A 21,666-nucleotide genomic window follows, 5' to 3' on the forward strand; every position below is an offset into this window, starting at 1 on the left:
CGGGGAGCACACGGCGCGATGAGCGAGGCACTGGCCCGGATCCTGGAGGCAGCGGCGCACGGACGTTTCCCGCCGCCGGACGGCTCCACGACCGTGCTGCGGCAGCCGAACACCCGGGACGCGGGCGTGCTGGCGTTCACCGCGCACTCGGTGGTCTTCACCGACGAGGACCCGCGGTGGGTCCGGGACACCCTGGCCGCCACCCCCGGGGACGCGCTCGCCGCGACGATGAATCCGTCCTTCCTGGGCGCCTTGCTGGCGCGGACCGGCCGGCACATGAACACGGTCGACCTGCTCACGGTCGCCCCCGCGCTGCCGGGTGCGCCGGAGCTGGAGCTGCGGGAGATCCGCGATCCAGGACATCCCCGGGTGGCGCGGGCGATGAAGTTCCGTGACGAGGTGCGGGTCTGGGGCACCGAGGGCGGGGTGCTGATCCTCGGCCGGGGTGTCGCAGGGCGCTGGGAGGCCGCGATCGAGGTGGCCGAGGAGGCGCGCGGGCGGCGGCTCGGCGAGCGGCTGGCGCGGGCGGCCCGGCAACTGGTGGCGGACGCGGTGGTGTGGGCCCAGCAGTCGCCGGGGAACGCCCGCAGTGTGCGGACGTTCCAGGCGGCGGGCTACCGGCCGGTGGGCGCGGAGGCGCTGTTCGTCGCGGGCTGAGCCACCGGCCGCCGGGGGCTGGCCGGGCTCAGCGGAAGACCCCGGTGTGGCCGAGGGAGTAGCGGCCGGGCTGCGGGTAGACCGCGAGGCCGTGCGGTCCGCTGCCCACAGGGATCCGGGCGAGCTGCTTGCCGGTGGTGGTGTCGATCGCGTACACCTCGGCGTTGTAACGCCCGGACAGCCAGAGGACCTTGCCGTCCGCGGAGACCCCGCCCATGTCCGGGCTGCCGCCGTTCGGCAGGTGCCACTTCTTCGCCAGCTTCCTCTGCGCGAAGTCGAACACGGAGACCGAGCCCTCGCCCCGGTTGGAGATGTACATCTCCTTGGCGTCGCGGCTGACGTAGAGCCCGTGGCAGCCCTTGCCGGTGGGCAGCAGCTTCGGCTCGGTGAACTTCTTCCCGTCCAGCACCCACATGCCGTTGGCCATCATGTCCGCGATGTAGAAGGTGCTGCCGTCGGGCGACAGCTTCACGTCCTGCGGCATGGCGCCCTTGAACGGCAGCTTCTGGTGGCCCACCACCTTCATCCTCGCCGTGTCGACCTTCAGCAGGTCGCCGGAGAACTCGCAGGAGACGATGAAGTACCGGCCGTCCGCCGAGAAGTCGGCGTGGTTGACCCCCGCGCAGCCGACCGGAACGGCCTTGACGGTCTTCATGGTGTGCGCGTCACGGAAGACCAGCTCGCGGTCCATGGAGGCCATCACGACGGCATACTTGCCGTTCGGGGTGAAGTAGAGGTTGTACGGGTCGGAGACACCGACCGTCCTCCCCGCCTTCCCGGTGGCCGGGTCGATCGCGGTGAGGCTGTCCCCGACGTCGTTGTTGACCCAGAGGGTCTTCAGGTCCCAGGACGGGACGACGTGCTGCGGCTGCCGGCCGACCGGGATCGTCTCGATGACCTTGTACGTGGCGGGGTCGATGACCGAAACCGTGTTGGAGTTGGTGTTGGGCACGTAGACCCGGGACGGGAAGTCCCTGACGACCGGTGACAGCTTTCCGGGGCCGTCGGCCGCGTACACGTTCCGGGCGTCGAGCACCGGCGGCATGCCGGGCAGTCCGGGCGGCGCGGGCGGGGTGACGTGCCTCGGCCGGGCGGGCGGGGCGGCGGCCTCGGAGGGGGCGTCCGACGCCGCCCTGTCCGCGGGGGCGGTGCCGCAGCCGGTGAGTACGGCGAGCAGGACGCCCCCGAGCAGGGCCGCGGCGCGTGTGGTGGTGGGAGGCATCAGGTCAGCAGCTCCGTGGTCGTCACCGCGCGCAGTCCGCGGCGGTCGAGTTCGGTGAGGAGGAGGGGCAGCGCGGCGACCGTGTCCGCGTAGCCGAAGTGCAGGCTCACCACCGATCCGTTGCGGATCTCCCCGGTCACCTTGCGGGTGACGGCCGCGGCGCCGGGCGAGGTGAAGTCGAGGGAGTCCACGTCGTAGGAGAGGACGTGCGGATATCCGGCCCGGGCGGCGAGCCGCTGGACGAGGGGGGTGGCGTACCGGGTGCGCGAGGGCCGGAACCAGGTGCCGATGGAGCCGGTGAGCCGGCGCAGCCGCTGGGCGCAGCCGGTGATCTCCGCGTACGCCTCCTCCTCGCCCATCGAGGAGATGTCGACGTGGTGCTGGGTGTGGTTGCCGAGGTCGTGGCCGCCGTCGAGGATCCGGCGGGCCATCTCCGGGTGTTCGTCGAGCCAGCTGCCCACGGCGAGGACGGTGACCCTCGCCTGCGCGCGTTCGGCCTCGGCCAGGACGGTCCGGGCGACGGCGGGGTCGCCCTGGCCGTGGAAGGTGAGGGCCACGCGCGCCCGGTCCCGGGGGCCGTGGTCGACCTGCGCCGGCTGTCCGGGGATGCGGTGGGGGGCGGGCGCGGGGGCGTGGGCGCCGGTGGTGGCGGCCGGCTTCTTCGGCGCGGGGGTGGTGAGGGGCTTCGCCGGTGTACCGGCGGCGTCCGGGTCCGCGCAGCCGGCGGCGAGGGCCGCCGCCAGGGCGGCCCCGGCTCCTGCGCGCAGGGCGCTGCGGCGGTGCACCGGTCGGTCGGAGGCGTTCATGTGCAGAACATTAGGGGCGAGATGTCAGGAAAATAACAATTGACCCCTTATCGACCGAGGAGGTCGCACGGATGCGCACACCCACCCCACGGACGATCAATGAATCACCCGGGTAATCCACTGAATATTCACTGTTTTCCAGGCGAGTGACCCAGCACACCTATGATTCATTGCGAAAATGTCTGGTTACGACCAGTAATGTGCGCGTTGCGGCTTTGGCGATGGAGTCGTCCGTCTGTCATAGTCGGGGACACGACCCCCATCGACCCGGGCCAGGTCGTCATAAGCGGCCGTGAACACACCCCCCATTTCACGGTCCCCACACAGAAGCCCCCGCAGCGCCGCACCACGGCCGATCCGGGGGCTTCTGTGCATCCCGGGGCGGTCGGAGCGGGTCAGCGGTCGGAGATCCGCATCTCGAACCAGGTCGTCTTGCCACGCGGCAGCAGGTCCACGCCCCAGCGGTCGGAGAGCTTGTCGACCAGGAAGAGACCGCGTCCGCTGACGTCCATCTCCTGGACGGGCATCAGGCACGGCAGTCCGCGCGAGGGGTCGCGCACCTCGATCCTGATCCAGCCGCGCCGGCGCAGCATCCGTAACCCGAAGACGCGGGCGCCGGTGTGACGCACGGCGTTCCCGACCAGTTCGGACACGAGGAGCACGGCGTGCTCGGCGGTCTGCGGGGAGAGCGCCCACTGACGCAGCACCACACAGGAGGTGAGCCGGCGGGCGGTGGCGGCGGACTCGGGACGGGAGGGCAGCCGGACCTCGTCCTCCGTCGGATTTCCGAACAACTCCAGCGCTTTGAACGCTTGTTCGTCCTCGACGGCCGGCATCCTCCGTGCCGCTGTCGCGCTGCTGCGCTGTCGCGGCTGCTCCACACCCTCCAGGCCCGCCATGGACACCATCATGGCCGCACGGCAGGCCGTCCGGGGCCGTTCCCGAGGAATCCCCGACCCGGAATCAGTCATTCCGCAGAGGGCTTCAGGCATATGCCGCTGACAGAATGCCCCTACTGACACCCCTGCTGACCTGCACGGACATCGCACCCGAACGGGTTTGCCCGCGCGGACGGGACGCCGAGCCTTAAGGTTGCCTTAAGGCTCAGCTAATCCGCCCGCACGGATGAACGCTCCGGTAGCCGTTCCCAACTGTCGTTCGGTCAGAGGAACTTGGCCTTGCCCGGACCCTCTTCCACAAAGCTGCGCATACCGCGCTCGCGGTCCTCGGTGGCGAAGAGTCCGGCGAACCAGGTCCGCTCGATCGTGAGTCCGGTGTCGATGTCCGTCTCCAGTCCGGCGTCGACGGCCTCCTTGGCGGCGCGCAGTGCGAGCGCCGGCCCCTTCGCCAGCTTCGCCGCCCAGGCGTGCGCCTGCTCGTACACCTCGGCGGCGGGCACCACTCGGTCCACCAGCCCCATGGCGAGGGCCTCCTCGGCCTTCACATGGCGGCCGGTGAAGATCAGGTCCTTGGCCTTGGCGGGGCCCACCAGACGCGCCAGGCGCTGGGTGCCGCCCGCGCCGGGGATCAGCCCGAGCATGATCTCGGGCTGCCCCAGCTTCGCGTTGTCCCCGGCGATCCGGAAGTCCGCGCAGAGGGCCAGCTCGCAGCCGCCGCCGAGCGCGTAGCCGGTGACGGCCGCGACGACGGGCTTGGGGATCCGGGCCACCGCGGTGAAGGAGTCCTGCAGGGCCTTGGACCGGACGACCATCGCCGGGTGGTCCATCGCCTGCATCTCCTTGATGTCCGCGCCGGCCGCGAACACCTTCTCGCCGCCGTAGAGCACCACGGCACGCACGTCGTCGCGCCCCGACGCCTCTTCGGCGAGCTCGCGCAGCCGGTCCTGGGTGGCGACGTCCAGGGCGTTCATCGGCGGCCGGTCCAGCCGGATCGTGCCGACGCCGCCGCTTACTTCGAGGGTTACGGTCATGGGAGGCAGGTTAGACCGACCGGCAAGCGGGGGGCGGAAGAAGGAGCGGGGCTGGGCGCGTGCAGCTGCAAGGCGGAGGATTGAGGCAACGCGGAGCGTTGTTGATTGACGACAACGCCGCAGATGCGCGTGCCCAGCCCCGCGACGCCGCCCCCCGCTTGCCGGTCGGTCTCAACCGGCGCTAACGCACGGGGGCCCGGTGCTGTTGGTCACAGCACCGGGCCCTTACCTGTTCCGTACGGGTGGGACCTACTTGGTCCACTCCGACCAGGACATGTTCCAGCCGTTGAGGCCGTTGTCCGGCGGGATCGTGCTGTCGTGGGAGTTCTTGACGATCACGACGTCGCCGATCAGGGAACTGTTGAAGAACCATGCCGCCGGGGTGCTCGGGTCACCGGCACCGCGCGCGTCCTGCAGACCGACACAGCCGTGGCTGGTGTTGGTGGTGCCGAAGATGCCCGATCCGCCCCAGTAGTTGCCGTGGATGAACGTGCCCGACGTGGACAGACGCATCGCGTGCGGCACGTCCTTGATGTCGTACTCGCCGCCGAAGCCGACGGTGTCGCCGTTCATCCGGGTCACCCGGAGCTTCTCGCTGATGACCATCTGGCCGTTGTACGTGGTGGTGGCCGGGGCGCCCGCCGAGATCGGGATGTCCTTGATCTGCCTGCCGTCGCGGACGACCTTCATCCGGTGCGAACTCGCGTCGACGGTGCTGACCTGCCGGCGGCCGATCGTGAACGACACGGTCTTGGCCTGCTTGCCGTAGACCCCGGGGCGTCCCTCCACCCCGTCGAGGTTGAGCTTGACGGTCACCTTGGTGCCCGCGGCCCAGTAGTCCTCGGGCCGGAAGTCCAGGCGGTCGTTGCCGAACCAGTGGCCCGCGATCTCGACCGCGGGCTCGGCCGTCACCTTGATGGCCTTCTCGACGGCCTCCGGGTCGGTGATGCCCCGGGTGAAGTGGATCGAGACCGGCATGCCGACGCCGACCGTGGAACCGTCCTCCGGGGTGTACTGCCCGATGAAGGTGTTCTTCGGGACCAGCGTGGTGAAGGTGGTGTCCTTCGCCGACTCACGGCCCTTGGTGTCCTTGGCGACCGCGTGGACCTTGTACTTGGTGGCCGAGGCCAGATGCTGGTCCGGCTCCCAGCTCGCGCCGTCCGCCGCGATCTTCCCCTCGACCTCGGCACCCTTGGGGTCCGAGACCTTGACCGTGGCCAGCTTCCCCTGCTCGGCCGAGATCTTCAGCGCACCGCTCGTCGCGACCGAGTCGGCCCCGTCCTTCGGCACGATGTTCACGACGGCCTGCGAGGCCGCGGTGTCGTCCGTCCTCGCCCCGGCGGCCTTGCCGCCCTTGCTCCCGCCGTCGGTGTCGCCCCCGCCGCATGCCGTCACCAGCAACAGCAGCGCACCCAGCACCAGAGCCAGCAGACCGGTGGCCCCACGCCCCCGCCTCCTGCTGTCGGCCCCGGCCGATGCCCCCGATATCGGCTGCCCGTTCAATGTGGTCGTCTCCCCTCGCACGGCCTGGCCCCGCCAAGACCCTGGGAGCGTGCAGGCTCCCGCCCCCGCGCGCTACACGTGCGCGCTCAGCGAAAGATAATCACACCGACTGCGGGCAGATCTCCTCCGTAATGTCACCGTTCCGTCCCAACTGGTCCCAGGAGTTCACCTGGTCGCAGGCGGTGCGGCCGTCGCGGACCCCGGTACGGCGGACGGCGCGGCCGTTGCGGCCGCGCCGTCCGTACGCGCCGGAGTGCGCCCCCGGGTGTCAACGGAGTGCGGAACCCGCCTTCCACGCCTTCCAGTCCAGGTTCCAGCCGCCCAGCCCGTTGTCCGGCGCGACCTTCTTGTCCTTGGAGTTGACGACCTCGACGACGTCCCCGATGAGCGTCCGGTCGAAGAACCAGCCGGCCGGGGTGGAGCCGCTGCCGCCCTGCACGTCCCGCAGCCCGATGCAGCCGTGGCTGACGTTGGTCGAGCCGAAGATGTCCTCGTCCGACCAGTAGTTGCCGTGCAGGAAGGTGCCGGACTCGGTGAGCCGGATCGCGTGCGGGACGTCCTTGATGTCGTACTCGCCGCCGAAGCCGACGGTCCGGCCGTCCATCCGCGTCACCTCGTGCATCTCACTGACGACCATCCTCCCGTTGTACGTGGTCGTCGTCGGGGAACCCGCGGTGATCGGGACGGTGGAGACCAGCTGCCCGTCCCGGCGCACCTCCATCGTGTGCGCCGCCGAGTCCACCCGGGACACCTGCTCCCGGCCGATGGTGAACCTGACCGTCTTGCGCTGGCTGCCGAACACCCCGGGCGCGCCCTCCACGTCACGCAGCCCGACCTCGACGGTCACCTCGGTGCCCGGCTGCCAGTACGCGGCGGGACGGAAGTCCAGGCGCTTGTCGCCGAACCAGTGCCCCGCCACCTCGACCGCCGGATCGGCCGTCACCCGGATGGCCCGCTGCACGGCCGCCCGGCGGGTGACGGGCCGGTTGAACGCGAAGGAGACGATCATGCCGGTGCCGACCGTCGACCGGTTCTCCGGTTTGAAGTAGCCGATGAAGCGGTGCTCGGGGACCACCGTCGTGAAGGTGGTGTGGCGGGCCGAGCGGTGGCCCGAGCCGTCCACCGCCACCGCGTCGACGCTGTACTTGGCGGCGAGTCCGAGCCGGCCGGACGTCCCCTGCGGCGACCAGGACAGCCCGTCCTCGGCGATCAGGCCCCGCACCTCCTGCTGCTGGGCGTCCTCGATCCGCATCACCCGCACGCTCTCCAGCCGCCCGTCGGGCACCTTCACCTCCACCCGGCCGTCCGGCCCGATGTCCTCGGCCCCGTCCCGCGGGGTGATCCGGATGGCCTCCTGCGGGGAGCGGGGTTTCCCGCCGATGATCGAATCCGTACCCGAGCAGCCGGTCAGAACAGCCAGTACGGCCAGTACGGCGAGCAGTCCCGACCGGGCCTTCACGGTCGCCGGGCTCGCCCCTGCCTTCTTCGCTACGTGGTTCACGTCCCCCCAACGACGGGGGCGGGCCGGGGGAAACGTGAGTGCGGGCCCCGTCGTGGGCAGAACAGAGGGGACGACCACACTCGGGGAGCCGCGGCCGGGACGCCGCGCGCCCCCCTTTCGGTGCCGGTCCCACGAGCCGCGGGAGGCGAGCAGGTGTCGAGCGCAGCCGAGCAGGAGGCAGTGCCGAAGACGGAGACGCGACCGGCCGGGTCCGCGGTGGAGCGGGCGCCCGCCGCCGGAACCGGGCGGTCCGCCGAGCCGGCACAGCGGCCGCCCGCCGTGTGGCCGGGGGCCCCGATGCCGCTGGGAGCCCGCTTCCGGGTAGGCCCCGACGGGGTCGCGGGCACCAATTTCGCCCTCTGGGCCGGCGGGGCGGAGGCCGTCGAGCTCTGTCTCTTCGACGAGGACGGCACGGAGACGCGGCTCGCGCTGACCGAGCTGACCCACGAGGTCTGGCACGGCTTCGTGCCCGGGGTGCGGCCGGGCCGGCGGTACGGCTACCGGGTGCACGGCCGCTGGGATCCGTGGACGGGCGCCCGGTGGAACGCGGCGAAGCTGCTGCTCGATCCGTACGCCAGGGCCGTGGACGGCGATTTCACCCTTCCGGCGGAGGTGTACGGCCATGTGAGGGACTGGCCCCAGCAGCAGGTGGCCGACACCGTGCGCGACGAACGGGACTCCGCTCCGTACGTCCCCAAGGGAGTGGTCGTCCACGATGACGACGACTGGGCCGAGGACCGCCGCCCCAAGACGCCCTGGGCGGACTCCGTCATCTACGAGCTGCACGTGCGCGGCTTCACCGCACGCCACCCGGGGATCCCCGAGGAGCTGCGCGGCACCTACGCCGGGCTCGCGCACCCCGCGGCCATCGGCCATCTGAAGCGCCTCGGGGTGACGGCCGTGGAGCTGCTCCCGGTGCATCAGTTCGCCCACGAGGACCATCTGCTGCGGCGCGGGCTGCACAACTACTGGGGCTACAACTCGATCGGCTACTTCGCCCCGCACGCCGGATACTCCGCGAGCGGCACGGCCGGCCAGCAGGTCGGCGAGTTCAAGCGGATGGTCCGTGCCCTGCACGACGCGGGCATCGAGGTGATCCTCGACGTCGTCTACAACCACACCGCGGAGGCCGGCGAGCTGGGTCCGATGCTGTCGCTCCGCGGCATCGACAACCGCGGCTACTACCGGCTCCAGCCCGACGCCCGCAGATACGCGGACTACACGGGGTGCGGCAACACCCTGCACGTGGTGCAGCCGAACGTGCTGCGGCTGATCACGGACTCGCTGCGGTACTGGGTGACGGAGATGGGCGTCGACGGATTCCGTTTCGACCTGGCGGCGGCGCTCGCCCGCTCGATGCACGACGTCGACATGCTGTCCCCGTTCCTCGCGGTGATCGCCCAGGACCCGGTGCTGCGCCGGGTGAAGCTGATCGCCGAGCCGTGGGACGTCGGCAACGGCGGCTACCAGGTGGGGGCCTTCCCGCCGCTGTGGACGGAGTGGAACGACCGCTACCGCGACGCCGTCCGCGACTTCTGGCGCGGTGCGCTGCCCGACGTACGGGATCTCGGCTACCGGCTGACCGGGTCGAGCGATCTGTACGCGTGGGGCGGCCGCCGCCCGTACGCCTCCGTCAACTTCATCACGGCGCACGACGGGTTCACCCTGCGCGACCTGGTGAGTTACGAGCAGAAGCACAACGAGGCCAACGGCGAGGGCAACCGGGACGGGACGTCGGACAACCGGGCCTGGAACTGCGGCGCCGAGGGCGAGACCGACGACGGCACGGTCAACGCGCTGCGCCGCCGCCAGCTGCGCAACCTCCTCACCACGCTGCTGCTGTCGACCGGTGTGCCGATGCTCGTCGCGGGCGACGAGATGGGCCGCACCCAGGGCGGCAACAACAACGCCTACTGCCAGGACAACGAGGTCAGCTGGCTGGACTGGTCGCTCCTGGAGCAGCCGCAGTGGCGGGAGCTGACCGAGCTGACGGCCCGGGTGCTGGAGCTGCGCCACACCCATCCGGTGCTGCGCCGCCGGGCGTTCTTCTCCGGGCGGGCGCAGGCCCCGGACGGGCTGCGGGACCTGGCGTGGTTCACCCGGCAGGGAGCGGAGATGACGGAGGAGGACTGGTACGCGCCGGCGGCGACGGTCGGGCTCTACCTCTCCGGGCGGGACATCCCGGGCCGGGACGCGCGGGGCGAGCAGGTGACCGACGACAGCTTCCTGGCGGTCCTGCACGCCGGGGACCGGCCGGCGGACTTCCTGCTGCCGGGTCCGCCGTGGGCGGACGCCTACGAACTGGTCCTGGACACCTCGCTGGAGGACCAGTCCGCCGCGCCCGGCACGGTCCACCGGGGCGACGCATCGCTCACGGTGCCGGCGCGGTCGGTCCTGCTGCTGCGGGTGAGGTCCTGACGCGGGACGGGGGCCGGGAGGCGGTCAGCCGAGGATGCCGCGTTCGTAGGCCACCGCGACGGCCGCCGCGCGGTCCTTGGCGCCCAGCTTGGCGAAGACATGGGTGAGGTGGGTCTTCACGGTCGCCTCGCTGATGAACAGCTCGGCGGCGATCTCGCGGTTCGGCGTCCCCCGGGCGACGAGCCCGAGCACCTCGCGCTCGCGGGCGGACAGCTGTTCGTTGCCGGGCGCGGCCGGGGTGCGTACGCGGGAGATCAGCCGGGAGGCGACCGCCGGTGACAGGACCGTGCGGCCGTCGGCGGCGGCGCGTACGGCGGTGAACAGCTCGTCGCGGGGCGCGTCCTTGAGCAGGTAGCCGGTGGCGCCCGCCTCGATCGCGGGCAGCGTGTCGGAGTCGGTGTCGTACGTGGTGAGGACCAGGACCTTGGAGCGGGCGCCGCGCCGGGCCAGTTCGGTGATCGCCGCGACACCGCCGCCGCCGGGCATCCGCAGGTCCATGAGGACGACATCCGGGTCGAGCCGGACGGCCATGTCGACGCCCTCGACCCCGTCGGCCGCTTCGCCGAGCACCCGGAACTCGCCGGCCGACTCGAACATGCCGCGCAGTCCGTCCCGTACGACGGGGTGGTCGTCGACGACGATCAGTGTGATGACGCGCGCGGGTTCCCGGTCCATGGCGGTCCACCGTACTGTGCCGCGCTGCCGTGCGGTGTCTCAGTCGTGACGGACCATCGGGACCCGGGCGCAGACCGCGGTGCCGAGACCGGGGCCGGTCTCCACCTCGACGGTGCCCGCGATGCGTTCGGCCCGGGCCCGCATGCCGCCGAGGCCGAAGCCGCCCGCGCCCCGGTAGGGCGGCAGCCCGGCCGGGTCGAAGCCGCGGCCGTCGTCCCGTACGTCGAGCGAGATCTCGTCGCCCATGTAGGAGAGGGTGACGCCGGCCCGGGACGCGGCGGCGTGCCGGTCCGCGTTGGCGAGGGCCTCCTCGGCGATGCGCAGCAGGGTGGCGCCGACCTCGTCGTGCAGCGGTTCGGCGGTGCCGGTCACGGTGAACTCGGCGCGCACGCCTGTCCGTTGCGACCAGCTGGTGACCGTTTTCTCCAGGGCGCCGGGCAGGTCGTCGTGTTCCAGCGCGGTGGGCACGAGGTTGTGCACCGAGCGGCGCGCCTCGCCGAGGCTGTGCCGGGCGAGGGCGGCGGCGCGCACGAGGTGGTCCCGGGCGAGCGCGGGGTCCTTCTCCGCCGTGGAGGTGACGGCCTGGAGCTGGGCGATGATGCCGGTCAGGCCCTGGGCGATGGTGTCGTGGATCTCCGCGGCCAGCCGGCTCCGCTCGTCGGCGACGCCCGCCTCGCGGGCCTGCACCAGGAGTTGGGCGTGCAGTCCGGCGTTCTCCGCCAGGGCCTGTTCGAGACGGGCGTTGGCCGACTCCAGGGCGGTGATGGTGTCGGTCTGGGTACGGGTCTGCTCGGCCTCCCGGTTGCCGATCTGGGCGAAGATCATGGTGAGGGAGCCGTGGACGGCCAGCAGGATGGCGAAGACGACCCAGTTCATGAGGGTGGTGGGCGGCAGTCCGCTGCCCGACTGCGCTCCGGCCATGATGACCGCGGTGACCAGCAGCCCGGCCCGCATGCCGCCTCGGGGGAGCACCCGGCCGGCGTCGAAGTAGCCGAGCACGGTGTAGATCGAGAAGAACGGGTTGCACCAGGTGAGTCCGAGGGCCAGCAGTGTGCGGACGGCGAAGTAGGCCTGCGCCGCCCGCGATCCGGGCCGGACCGAGGTGCGGCTCCACCAGAGCTGGAGGCCGAGCGCCGCCGGCACGAGCGTGGCCGCGGCGTACACGTCCGCGCGGGACATGATGAACCCGCTGGTCACCGCCGAGACCACGGCGCCCAGGGCGAGCAGTCCGTACGGTCCGTGCCGGAAGAACCGCTCCCACCACTCCTCGGCCGTCGTCACACCGGTCATGGATTCCCCCTCCCCCGTGTCCATGGGAGAAGTCTCCCCCGCCTCGCCCTGACGTCTACTCCCAGCGGAAGGTACGGATCGCGGCCGCCGCCGCGAGTACGGTCCACAGCGCCATCACCCCGAGGTACGCCCAGTTCGGCCAGGCGCCGGAGGAGGCCCGGTCCAGTGCCTGGGAGGCCGCGCCGAACGGGGTGGCCTGGACGATGCGGCGCAGTGTGCCGGGCATGGTCTGCACGGGCACCCAGACGCCCGCGGTGAACATCATCACGAAGTAGACGACGGAGCCGATCGCGGCCGAGATCCTGGTGGTGCGGGAGACCGAGCAGACCAGCGCGCCCAGGGCCAGCACACAGGCGACGGCGAGCAGCAGCGCCAGGAGGTAGCCGAACGGCTGCCCGGGGAGCCGCACTCCGAAGGCGATCCGGCCGACGGCCGTGACCAGGACGGTGGAGCCGAGCGCCGCCCCGCCGTGCAGTGCGATCTGCGCGCCGAGCAGGGCGGAGGGCCGTACCGGGGTGGTCGACATGCGGCGCAGGATGCCGCGTTCGCGGTAGCCGGTCAGTACGGGCGGCATCGCCTGGAGACCGGCCATGATCATGGCGAGGAGCACCGCCACGGGTACGTACAGATCGATGACTCGGCGGCCGCCGAGTCCGTCGTCGGGGTGGCGGAAGGACGGGATCAGTCCGAGGACCGTCAGGAGCGCGGCCGGGAAGACGAGGATCCAGAACAGGCTGCCGGGTTCGCGGAGGAAGAGCCGGGCCTCGGACCTCAGGACCGCGAGCTTCGGTCCCGCGGATGCGGTGCGGGGCGCGGGGGCGGTGTTCGCTGTGGCCATCTCAGGCTGCCCGTTCTGTCAGGCCGCGCTCTTCCGCAGGGCCGGGGTGCTCGGTGAGGTCGAGGAAGGCGTCGTCGAGGGTGGCCTCGGCGACACGGAGCCGGTGCGCGGTGATGCGGAGCCTGGCCAGCACGGAGATGACGGCGTTGACGGTCTCGTCGGTGCCGTTGATGACGAGGCGCCCGTTCCTGTTCTCGCACGAGGCGACACCGGGCAGCCGGGCCAGTTCGGCGTCGGGCAGCGGTTCGGAGGGGGTGAAGGTGATGGCGGTGGAGCTGCCCGCACGCGCGATCAGCCCGGACGGGGTGTCGAGGGCGGCGACCCGGCCCCGGTCGATCACCGCGACCCGGTCGCAGAGGCGCTGGGCCTCCTCCATGAAGTGGGTGACCAGCACGACCGTGACGCCGCTGTCCCGCACCTCCTCGATCAGCTGCCAGGTGTCGCGCCGGGCCCGTGGGTCCAGCCCGGTGGTCAGCTCGTCGAGGACGACGACGCGGGGACTGCCGACGAGGGCGAGGGCGATGGACAGGCGTTGCTTCTGGCCGCCGGAGAGCCGGGCGAACCGGGTGGTCAGCCTGGTGTGCAGGCCGAGCCGTTCGGCGAGCGGCCGCCAGTCGGCCGGGTTCGGGTAGAAGGCGCTGTACAGCTCCAGCGCCTCGCGCACCGTCATCTTCGGCTGCAGTTCGCTCTCCTGGAGCTGCGCGCCCAGCAGGAGCGTCACCCGGTCGTGGTCGGCGACGGGGTCGAGCCCGGCGACCCGGACCGTCCCCTCGTCGGGGATCCGCAGCCCCTCGACGCATTCGACGGTGGTGGTCTTGCCCGCACCGTTGGGGCCGAGGATCCCGAAGATCTCCCCCTCCTCGACGGAGAGGCTCACCCCGTCGACCACGGGGCGGCCGGCGTAGGTCTTGCGCACCCCGTTCACTTCGATGATTGCCATGCCTGTGAGCATCCGCGCCGAGGGCTTCCGGCGGCATCCGCCATCGCGCTCGGACCGGCATCGGCCGATCGGTTGATGCCGGGCTACGACCCTGCCCGCAGCGGGCACCGAGGAGGCGAAAACCACATGAACGATGTCAGTGGTGAAACGTAGGCTCGCCCCTGATGCCCGAAGAACATGCAGAGCCCAAGGACCGGTCCGCCGCGCGTTCCCTGCTGCGGCTGTGGCCGTATGTGAAGCCGGTACGCACCCGCCTGTTCGGCGCCGCCCTGATCGCGGTGGCCGCCTCCTGTCTGGGCCTGGTGATCCCGCTCGTACTGAAGTGGATCGTCGACGGTCCGGTCGCGGGGCGGGACCCGGACGGGGTCTGGCTCGGGGCGCTGTTCCTGCTGCTGCTCGGGATCGCCGAGGCGGTGCTGTTCGGGGTGCGCCGATGGATGGTGGCGCGTCCGCTGGCCGGGGTCGAGGCGGCGATGCGGGCCGATCTCTACCGGCACCTGCAACGGCTGCCGGTGGCCTTCCACGACCGCTGGCCCTCGGGCCAGTTGCTGTCGCGCGGGACCACGGACCTGATGCTGGTGCGGATGTTCCTCGCCTTCCCGCTGACGTTCCTGCTGGTCAACGCCACCACGATCCTGATCGGATTCGTGATCCTGCTGCTCCAGGAGTGGACGCTCGGCCTGGTGCTGCTCGCCCCCGTCGTGCCGCTGGTGATCATCTGCTCGGTCTTCGAGACGAAGTACGCGGTGGTGGCGCGCACGGCCCAGGACCAGGTGGGCGATCTGACGACGGTGGTCGAGGAGAGCGTCCTCGGCATCCGCATCATCAAGGGCTTCGGCCGGCACCGCAGCCAGGCGCTCGCCTTCCGGGCGCTCTCCCAGCGGCTGCGGACCACGGAGCTCACCAAGGCGCGGCTGCTCGCGGGCATCTGGGCCCTCATCACGACCATTCCCGAACTCGCGATCGGCGCCGCGCTGGTGCTCGGCACGATCGAGGTCGCGGACGGCGGTCTGTCGGCGGGCACGCTGGTCGCCTTCCTCTCGACGGCGCTGGCGCTGCGGTGGCCGGTCGAGTCGATCGGCTTCCTGCTGGCGATGAGCCAGGAGTCGGCGACGGCGACCGAGCGGTTCTTCGAGGTGATGGACGTGGCCGAGGAGGCGGACACCTCGGTGTCCGGCGACGGCGCGGCCACCGGACTCCCCGGGGCGGGCGGCATGGTCTTCGAGGGCGTCGAGTTCCGCTATCCCGACGCGGAGGACGGTTCCGTGCCCGTCCTGGCCCGGATCGACCTGCGGATCAGGCCCGGCGAGACGATGGCCCTGGTCGGGGCCACCGGGTCCGGGAAGACCACGCTCACCGCCCTCGTGCCCCGGCTGCACGACGCCACGTCCGGGCGGATCACGCTGGACGGCGAGGACATCACCGCCATGCCGCGCGAACGGCTGCGGGAGCTGGTCTCGGTGGCGTTCGAGGAGCCGACGCTCTTCTCGGCGAGTGTCGGGGAGAACGTGCTGATGGGCTCGGACGGCGCGGGCGAGGAGGAGTTGCTGCGGGCCCTGTCGGTCGCGCAGGCCGACTTCGTCCACGGTCTGCCGCAGGGCGTGGACACCCAGGTCGGCGAGCAGGGCCTGAGCCTCTCGGGCGGCCAGCGCCAGCGCCTCGCCCTGGCCAGGGCCGTCGTGGGCCGGCCCCGCTTCCTGGTGCTCGACGACCCGCTCTCCGCGCTGGACGTGCACACGGAGACGCTGGTCGAGGCCGCGCTGCGGCGGGTGCTGGAGGAGACCACGGCGGTGGTGGTCGCGCACCGGCCGTCCACCGTGATGCTCGCGGACCGGGTGGCGCTGCTCTCGGAGGGCCGGATCGTCGCGGTCGGCACCCACCAGGAACTGCTGCGCGGCAACGCCGAGTACGCCTGGCTGATGTCGGGCGCGGGCATCACCGACGGCGGTGAGCCCACCGGCGTGCCCCTTCCGGGCGCGTCGGCCGATGACCTTCCGGGCGTGCACGCCCCTGCCGAGGAGAGCAGCACCCGATGACCAGCACCACCACCGGACGCCCCACCGAGCCGGGCGACAGCGACGACGCGGGCGCGGGGACCACGCCCGCCCAGGCCCCTGAGGCAGCGGTCGGTGCGTCCGGCCGGCGGCCGGGTGACCCCTTCGACCGCGACGACCTGCCCACCCCGCGCGGCGCCACCCGCGCCCTGCTCGTCTCGCTGCTGCGGCCGATGCGGGGCCGGGTGGTGGTGGCCGCGCTGTTCCTGCTGGTCCAGCAGGCCGCGGTGCAGGCGGGTCCGTTGCTGGTGGCGTACGCCATCGACAGCGGGGTGCCCGCGTTCCGGGACGAGGACTACGGGCCGCTGATCGCCGTGGCGCTCGGCTACGCGCTCTGCTCGGCGGCCGCGGGCGCCATGCAGTACGCCTTCATCCTGGCCTCCGCCCAGGTCAACCAGAAGGTGCTGCTCGATCTGCGCGGCCGGATCTTCCGCCATGCGCAGGCGCTGAGCGTGGACTTCCACGAGCGGTACACCTCGGGGCGGCTGATCTCCCGGTCCACCACCGATGTGGAGTCGCTGCGGGAGCTGCTCAGCGAGGGGCTGCAGGAGCTGATCGGTGTCGTCCTCTCCTTCGTCTCCATCTCCGTGATGCTGCTCTGGCTGGACTTCGGCACCGGCGCCGTCGCGGTGCTCTCCTTCGTGCCGCTGTATCTGCTGGTGCGGCTCTACCAGCGCCGGGCCGCCGTGGTCTTCGCCGCGCGGTCGACGGCGATCGCCGCGGTCATCGTGAAGTTCGCGGAGACGATGAACGGCATCCGTCCCGTCCAGGCCTTCCGCCGCGAGCCCGTCAACGACGGGGTGTTCCGGAAGCTGAACCACGCGCACCGGCGGACGAACGGCGACGCGATGCTGGAGAACGCGCGCTACGTCGTCGGGTCCCGGCTGGTCGCCAACACCGCGGTGGCCGGAATCGTTCTCTGGGGTGCCTACCGGGTCGCGTCCGGGAGTCTCGCCCTCGGGGTGCTGGCCGCGGTGGTGCTGTATCTGCGCCGGCTGTACGACCCCATCGACCGGCTCTCCATGTTCCTCAACTCCTACCAGTCGGCGGCCGCTTCGCTGGAGAAGATCGCCGGGCTGCTGGCCCAGACGCCCACCGTCCCCGAGGCCGTGGAGCCGCGGGAGCTGCCGCCGCTGACGGGCGGGCACCCGGGCCGCGCGGTGGTGTTCGACGGGGTGCGCTTCGCCTACCGCACGGGCGGTGAGGTGCTGCCCCGCTTCGATCTGACCGTTCCCGCGGGTCAGACGGTGGCCGTGGTCGGTTCGACGGGAGCGGGCAAGTCGACGCTGGCCAAGCTGCTGGCCCGGTTCTACGACCCGACCGAGGGCCGGGTGCTGCTGGACGGCGCCGACCTGCGGGACCTGGCCACGCCCGAACTGCGGCGCGGGGTGGTGATGGTGACCCAGGAGGCCTTCCTGTTCTCCGGCACGGTCGCGGAGAACATCGCGATCGGCAGCCCGGACGCGACGCGCGAGGAGATCGAGCAGGCCGCCAAGGCGATCGGCGCCCATGACTTCATCGCCGGTCTGCCCGACGGGTACGACACGGACGTACGCAAGCGGGGCGGCCGGATCTCGGCAGGTCAGCGCCAGTTGGTCGCCTTCGCCCGCGCCCTGCTCGCCGACCCGGCGGTGCTGATCCTCGACGAGGCGACCAGCTCGCTGGACATCCCCGGTGAGCGTGCGGTGCAGCGGGCGATGGACACCGTGCTGCACGGCCGCACCGCGGTGGTCATCGCCCACCGTCTGTCGACCGTGGAGATCGCGGACCGGGTGCTGGTGATGGAGCACGGCCGGATCGTGGAGGACGGCGCCCCGGCGGAGCTGATCGGCGGCACGGGCCGGTTCGCCGGCCTGCACCGTGCGTGGCGGGAGAGCCTGGCCTGAGGGGAACCGTGGCGGCGCCGCACCGGGGCGCCGCCACATGGCCGGGCGGGCTACCCGCCGAAGGTGCGATGGCGCGGATCGAGCCACAGTGCGGAGCCGTCTCGCCAGGTGGGACCCCGCCACTTCTTCACATGCGTTTCGAACACGACACCTTCGGCTCCGACCTCAACGCACTCTTCACCTTCGGGCTTCCGGAGCCCTCGGCAACATCGCGGCAATGATCGGCGAAACGTCCGCTTAACGAACATGACCAATCCAGCAACGGACGAATTCCGGCCAACTTGTTGACGCGGTCCTGACAGAGAGCCATTGCTGCTGACACTGTTCACCCCGTTCTGCGCACTGCTTGCTCTGCCCGGACGGCTCACCCAGCCGCCGGTACCCCCCTCGCAGAAGGAGTCCGCGTGAGATCCACGCTCAGCCGTCGTACCACCGCGACCGGCGCTCTGATAGCCGCAGCAGCACTCCTCGCCGTAGGAGTCCAGACCGGAACAGCCACCGCCACACCGGGCGGTACCGCCGAGGCCACCCCCGTCGCCTCCGGCGCCAACCCGGGCGCGCTGCCCAGGCAGCTCTCCCCCTCGCAGCGCGCCGAGCTGATCCGTGAGGCCACCGCGAGCAGGGCGGCCACCGCGAAGCAGCTGGGGCTCGGCTCGCAGGAGAAGCTCGTCGTCCGGGACGTCATCCAGGACAACGACGGCACCACGCACACGCGTTACGAGCGCACCTTCGGCGGACTGCCCGTCCTCGGCGGCGACCTGGTCGTCCAGGAGTCCAAGGCCGGCGCGACCAAGAGCGTCACCAAGGCGTCCAGGACGACCTCGGCGCAGCTCAAGGCCGTCGACACGACCGCGGACATCGCCCCGGCGGCCGCCGAGAAGCAGGCGCTCGGCCTGGCCAAGGCGGACGGCTCGTCCAGGGCCGCGGCCGACAAGGCGCCCCGCAAGGTCGTCTGGATGGCCTCGGGCACACCGCAGCTCGCCTACGAGACCGTGGTCGGCGGCCTCCAGGAGGACGGCACCCCGAACGCGCTGCACGTCGTCACCGACGCCACCTCCGGCGCCAAGCTCTACGAGTGGCAGGCGATCGAGAACGGCGTCGGCAACACGGAGTACAGCGGTCAGGTCACCCTGAACACCTCGGGGTCGTACAACCTGACGGACACCACGCGCGGCAACCACAAGACGTACAACCTGAACCACGGCACGTCGGGGACCGGCACCCTCTTCTCCGGCACCGACGACGTCTGGGGCAACGGACTCGCCTCGAACGCCGAGACCGCCGCGGCGGACGCCCACTACGGTGCGGCCGAGACCTGGGACTACTACAAGAACGTCCACGGCCGGACCGGCATCAAGGGCAACGGCGTCGGCGCGTACTCCCGCGTCCACTACGGCAACAGCTACGTCAACGCCTTCTGGGACGACAGCTGCTTCTGCATGACGTACGGCGACGGCAGCGGCAACGCCTCGCCGCTCACCTCGCTGGACGTCGCGGCCCACGAGATGAGCCACGGTGTCACCTCCAACACCGCCGGCCTGATCTACAGCGGTGAGTCCGGCGGCCTCAACGAGGCGACCAGCGACATCTTCGCCACCGCCGTCGAGTTCTACGCGAACAACTCCACCGACGTCGGCGACTACCTCATCGGCGAGAAGATCGACATCAACGGCGACGGCACCCCGCTGCGCTACCAGGACAAGCCGAGCCGGGACGGGGCGTCCAAGGACGCCTGGTACTCGGGCATCGGCAACGTCGACGTCCACTACTCCTCGGGCCCGGCGAACCACTTCTTCTACCTCCTCTCGGAGGGCAGCGGCGCCAAGACCATCAACGGCGTCTCCTACAACTCGCCGACCTCCGACGGCCTGCCGGTGACTGGCATCGGCCGCGCCAAGGCGGAGCAGATCTGGTTCAAGGCGCTCTCCACGAAGTTCACCTCCACCACCAACTACGCGGCCGCCCGCACGGGCACCCTGGCCGTGGCCGGTGAGCTGTACGGCACGACCAGCGCCGAGTACAAGTCCGTCGCCGACGCGTGGGCCGGCATCAACGTCGGTACCCGCCCCGGTGGCGGCACCGACCCCGGCGGCACGGTCTTCGAGAACACCACCGTCGTCTCCATCCCGGACGCCGGCTCGGCCGTCACCAGCTCCGTCAACGTCACCGGCCGCACCGGGAACGCGCCCAGCACCCTCAAGGTCGGGGTGGACATCACCCACACCTACCGCGGTGACCTGGTGCTCGACCTCATCGCCCCGGACGGCAGCGCCTACCGCCTGAAGAACTCCTCGTCGAGCGACTCGGCGGACAACGTCAAGACGACGTACACCGTGAACGCCTCGTCGGAGGCCGCGAACGGCACCTGGAAGCTGAAGGTCCAGGACGTCTACGCGAGCGACACCGGGAAGATCAACAGCTTCAAGCTGACCTTCTGATCGGCTGATCCCCCTGATCCACTGATCCACTGATCCACTGATCGGCCACCGCCCCGCCCGGGAGGAGACCACTCCTCCCGGGCGGCTGTGTGCGGTCAGTTCGGGTTGTCCGCGTGGGTCAGCGTCTCCCAGGCGACGAACAGGTTGTTGGACCCGGCCGGCCGCTGCCGCTCGGTCAGGGTCTGGGTGTTGGTCATCGCGATGCCCATCCGGTTGTGCAGCGCGTTGTAGCCGACCTCGGTGACCGGCCCGAGGCTGTCCTTGAGCGATCCCCCGCACAGCGACGACGGCACGGCGGCCCCCAGCTGGTACTTGGCGTGCAGACCGAGCGCGTGGCGCAGCCGGTCGGCGATCTCCGGGTAGAGGTCCTGCCCCTGGATCCGGCTGGTCTCGGCGATGTGCGAGATCGCGGAGAGACCGTATCCGGTGTGGGTCAGGTCGCGGCAGGTCTCCTGAGAGAGACCGTCCATGAACGTGGACTGCCCCTGCCAGTAGTTGATGATCTTGTCGCGGGTGTCCAGCCCGCTGCCCGGTGCGGCCTTCGGCAGGGAGCCGTCCGCGGTCACGTAGATGTACGCGGGGACACGTCCGCGGAACTTGGTGACGGCCTTGTCGTACGAGGTGCGGTCCTCCAGGAAGACCGAGATGCCGATCGCGGCCTCGGTCATGCTGAGTTCCCAGTTGCCGTTGCTGTTGGAGCCGTTGATGACCTTCGGCAGGTAGACGTCGCGCAGCATGGTGGCGAAGCGGCCGGAGTTAGGCCAGCTGCTGTACGTGTACTTGATGATCTCGGCGGCCCGCGGCCAGGACGAGCCCGCCCAGCCGGTCTGGAGCGGGGCGTTGCTGTTGGTGTGGTCCCTGATCACGGCCGACCAGGCGTCCATGATCTCGACGGCCTTGGCGGCGTAGCGGCTGTCCTGGGTGATGTACCAGGCCAGCGAGAGGGTGTAGGCGGCTATCGCGTCCTCGCGCTCGTCGGTGCAGCCGTAGTTGGGGTTGGAGTACGAGCCGCACTCCACCACGGCGCGGGGTTTGGCCGTGCGGCCGAGCGAGGCGTACTTGCTCGCCATCATCTGGTCGAACGCGCCCTTCCAGGGCTGCGCCCCGGCCTGCACCTTGGCGCGTACGAAGTCGAGCTGGGGGCGGCTGACGAATACGCCGGGGTGGGAGAAGGCCGCGGGGGCGGCGGCCCGGGCGGCCGGCGGGGCGGCGTCGGGGGCGGCCCGGACGGCCGATGCCGGGGCCATGGAGATGCCGGTGAGCAGGGCCGCGAGGGCGGTGGCGAGGCCGAGGCCGCGTCCGATGGTTCCGGTGCGCATGTGGGGGTGCCTTCCGGTGCGGAGGAGGTCCACAACGCGGCCCGAAACACGGCTAGTTCATGTCCGTGAACATTGGGTCGGGTTGTGAACTCTGCAATGAGTGTGGAACCTAAAGCCATCCCATGGAGACGTCAAGGTCTTGTGTTCAGAAAGCGAAGGACCCGCACCCGGGCAGCCGAAGGGCCCGGC

16 protein-coding genes are annotated in these 21,666 nt (G+C 71.1%); 5 read left to right on the top strand and 11 right to left on the bottom strand.

What is annotated here, in order from left to right; all coding sequences use genetic code 11:
- The first annotated feature begins 18 nt into the window (after positions 1 to 18).
- Positions 19 to 657 carry a GNAT family N-acetyltransferase gene (locus OG521_11915; protein WUW21453.1) on the top strand — a complete coding sequence of 213 codons (639 nt, stop codon included), beginning with the start codon at positions 19 to 21 and terminating at the stop codon, positions 655 to 657.
- 28 nt (positions 658 to 685) lie between these two features.
- On the opposite strand, the gene OG521_11920 is transcribed toward OG521_11915, so the two are convergent.
- The 6 genes from OG521_11920 to OG521_11945 all read right to left on the bottom strand — a co-directional run bounded on the left by OG521_11920 (position 686) and on the right by OG521_11945 (position 7,619).
- Positions 686 to 1,879, bottom strand: a complete 1,194-nt coding sequence (locus tag OG521_11920) for a beta-propeller fold lactonase family protein (GenBank protein WUW21454.1) — start codon at positions 1,877 to 1,879, stop codon at positions 686 to 688.
- On the bottom strand, positions 1,879 to 2,685 hold the full coding sequence (locus OG521_11925; protein ID WUW21455.1) for a polysaccharide deacetylase family protein: 807 nt from the start codon (positions 2,683 to 2,685) through the stop codon (positions 1,879 to 1,881). Before OG521_11925 ends, OG521_11920 begins: the two co-directional genes overlap by 1 nt.
- A 395-nt stretch (positions 2,686 to 3,080) precedes the next feature.
- The gene (locus OG521_11930; protein ID WUW21456.1) at positions 3,081 to 3,596 is read right to left on the bottom strand and encodes an ATP-binding protein; all 516 of its coding nucleotides are present in this window, start codon (positions 3,594 to 3,596) and stop codon (positions 3,081 to 3,083) included.
- 251 nt (positions 3,597 to 3,847) lie between these two features.
- On the bottom strand, positions 3,848 to 4,615 hold the full coding sequence (locus OG521_11935) for an enoyl-CoA hydratase-related protein (GenBank protein ID WUW21457.1): 768 nt from the start codon (positions 4,613 to 4,615) through the stop codon (positions 3,848 to 3,850).
- Between the two features lie 249 nt (positions 4,616 to 4,864).
- Positions 4,865 to 6,118: an Ig-like domain-containing protein gene (locus tag OG521_11940; protein ID WUW21458.1), complete on the bottom strand. Its 1,254-nt coding sequence runs from the start codon at positions 6,116 to 6,118 to the stop codon at positions 4,865 to 4,867.
- A gap of 268 nt (positions 6,119 to 6,386) precedes the next feature.
- Entirely contained in the window at positions 6,387 to 7,619 is a 1,233-nt protein-coding gene (locus tag OG521_11945; protein WUW21459.1) for an Ig-like domain-containing protein, read from the bottom strand.
- 153 nt (positions 7,620 to 7,772) lie between these two features.
- Between OG521_11945 and glgX the strand changes: the two genes are divergently transcribed.
- Positions 7,773 to 10,037, top strand: coding sequence for a glycogen debranching protein GlgX (glgX, locus tag OG521_11950; protein WUW21460.1), 2,265 nt, complete (start codon positions 7,773 to 7,775; stop codon positions 10,035 to 10,037).
- A gap of 24 nt (positions 10,038 to 10,061) precedes the next feature.
- On the opposite strand, the gene OG521_11955 is transcribed toward glgX, so the two are convergent.
- Genes OG521_11955 through OG521_11970 form a run of 4 tightly spaced genes read right to left on the bottom strand, consistent with a single transcriptional unit; the run spans position 10,062 to position 13,780 of the window.
- Positions 10,062 to 10,712, bottom strand: a complete 651-nt coding sequence (locus OG521_11955) for a response regulator transcription factor (protein WUW21461.1) — start codon at positions 10,710 to 10,712, stop codon at positions 10,062 to 10,064.
- A gap of 39 nt (positions 10,713 to 10,751) precedes the next feature.
- Positions 10,752 to 12,002, bottom strand: a complete 1,251-nt coding sequence (locus OG521_11960) for a sensor histidine kinase (GenBank protein ID WUW21462.1) — start codon at positions 12,000 to 12,002, stop codon at positions 10,752 to 10,754.
- Between the two features lie 55 nt (positions 12,003 to 12,057).
- On the bottom strand, positions 12,058 to 12,840 hold the full coding sequence (locus tag OG521_11965) for an ABC transporter permease (GenBank protein WUW21463.1): 783 nt from the start codon (positions 12,838 to 12,840) through the stop codon (positions 12,058 to 12,060).
- A gap of 1 nt (position 12,841) precedes the next feature.
- Positions 12,842 to 13,780 (bottom strand): ABC transporter ATP-binding protein, encoded by a 939-nt coding sequence (locus tag OG521_11970; GenBank protein ID WUW21464.1) that lies wholly within the window; start codon positions 13,778 to 13,780, stop codon positions 12,842 to 12,844.
- A gap of 164 nt (positions 13,781 to 13,944) precedes the next feature.
- Between OG521_11970 and OG521_11975 the strand changes: the two genes are divergently transcribed.
- The 3 genes from OG521_11975 to OG521_11985 all read left to right on the top strand — a co-directional run bounded on the left by OG521_11975 (position 13,945) and on the right by OG521_11985 (position 20,158).
- The gene (locus OG521_11975; protein WUW21465.1) at positions 13,945 to 15,816 is read left to right on the top strand and encodes an ABC transporter ATP-binding protein/permease; all 1,872 of its coding nucleotides are present in this window, start codon (positions 13,945 to 13,947) and stop codon (positions 15,814 to 15,816) included.
- Positions 15,813 to 17,720, top strand: coding sequence for an ABC transporter ATP-binding protein/permease (locus tag OG521_11980; GenBank protein ID WUW21466.1), 1,908 nt, complete (start codon positions 15,813 to 15,815; stop codon positions 17,718 to 17,720). Before OG521_11975 ends, OG521_11980 begins: the two co-directional genes overlap by 4 nt.
- Positions 17,721 to 18,124: 404 nt before the next feature.
- Positions 18,125 to 20,158, top strand: a complete 2,034-nt coding sequence (locus OG521_11985) for a M4 family metallopeptidase (protein ID WUW21467.1) — start codon at positions 18,125 to 18,127, stop codon at positions 20,156 to 20,158.
- A 95-nt stretch (positions 20,159 to 20,253) separates the two neighbouring features.
- Here OG521_11985 and OG521_11990 read toward each other — a convergent pair whose 3' ends face one another.
- Complete coding sequence (locus OG521_11990; protein ID WUW21468.1) at positions 20,254 to 21,477, bottom strand: alginate lyase family protein; 1,224 nt, start codon at positions 21,475 to 21,477, stop codon at positions 20,254 to 20,256.
- Positions 21,478 to 21,666: the final 189 nt, after the last annotated feature.

It is taken from the genome of Streptomyces sp. NBC_01463, assembly GCA_036227345.1.
GTDB lineage: Bacteria > Actinomycetota > Actinomycetes > Streptomycetales > Streptomycetaceae > Streptomyces.

What these genes read in the sequence shown, in the direction of transcription:
- OG521_11980 (WUW21466.1), top strand. Translation starts at nt 15,813, where the DNA reads ATGACCAGCACCACCACCGGACGCCCCACCGAGCCGGGCGACAGCGAC.
- OG521_11915 (WUW21453.1), top strand. Translation starts at nt 19, where the DNA reads ATGAGCGAGGCACTGGCCCGGATCCTGGAGGCAGCGGCGCACGGACGT.
- OG521_11990 (WUW21468.1), bottom strand. Translation starts at nt 21,477, where the DNA reads ATGCGCACCGGAACCATCGGACGCGGCCTCGGCCTCGCCACCGCCCTC.
- OG521_11935 (WUW21457.1), bottom strand. Translation starts at nt 4,615, where the DNA reads ATGACCGTAACCCTCGAAGTAAGCGGCGGCGTCGGCACGATCCGGCTG.
- OG521_11970 (WUW21464.1), bottom strand. Translation starts at nt 13,780, where the DNA reads ATGGCAATCATCGAAGTGAACGGGGTGCGCAAGACCTACGCCGGCCGC.
- OG521_11960 (WUW21462.1), bottom strand. Translation starts at nt 12,002, where the DNA reads ATGACCGGTGTGACGACGGCCGAGGAGTGGTGGGAGCGGTTCTTCCGG.
- OG521_11925 (WUW21455.1), bottom strand. Translation starts at nt 2,685, where the DNA reads ATGAACGCCTCCGACCGACCGGTGCACCGCCGCAGCGCCCTGCGCGCA.
- OG521_11955 (WUW21461.1), bottom strand. Translation starts at nt 10,712, where the DNA reads ATGGACCGGGAACCCGCGCGCGTCATCACACTGATCGTCGTCGACGAC.
- OG521_11965 (WUW21463.1), bottom strand. Translation starts at nt 12,840, where the DNA reads ATGGCCACAGCGAACACCGCCCCCGCGCCCCGCACCGCATCCGCGGGA.
- OG521_11975 (WUW21465.1), top strand. Translation starts at nt 13,945, where the DNA reads ATGCCCGAAGAACATGCAGAGCCCAAGGACCGGTCCGCCGCGCGTTCC.
- OG521_11930 (WUW21456.1), bottom strand. Translation starts at nt 3,596, where the DNA reads ATGATGGTGTCCATGGCGGGCCTGGAGGGTGTGGAGCAGCCGCGACAG.
- OG521_11920 (WUW21454.1), bottom strand. Translation starts at nt 1,879, where the DNA reads ATGCCTCCCACCACCACACGCGCCGCGGCCCTGCTCGGGGGCGTCCTG.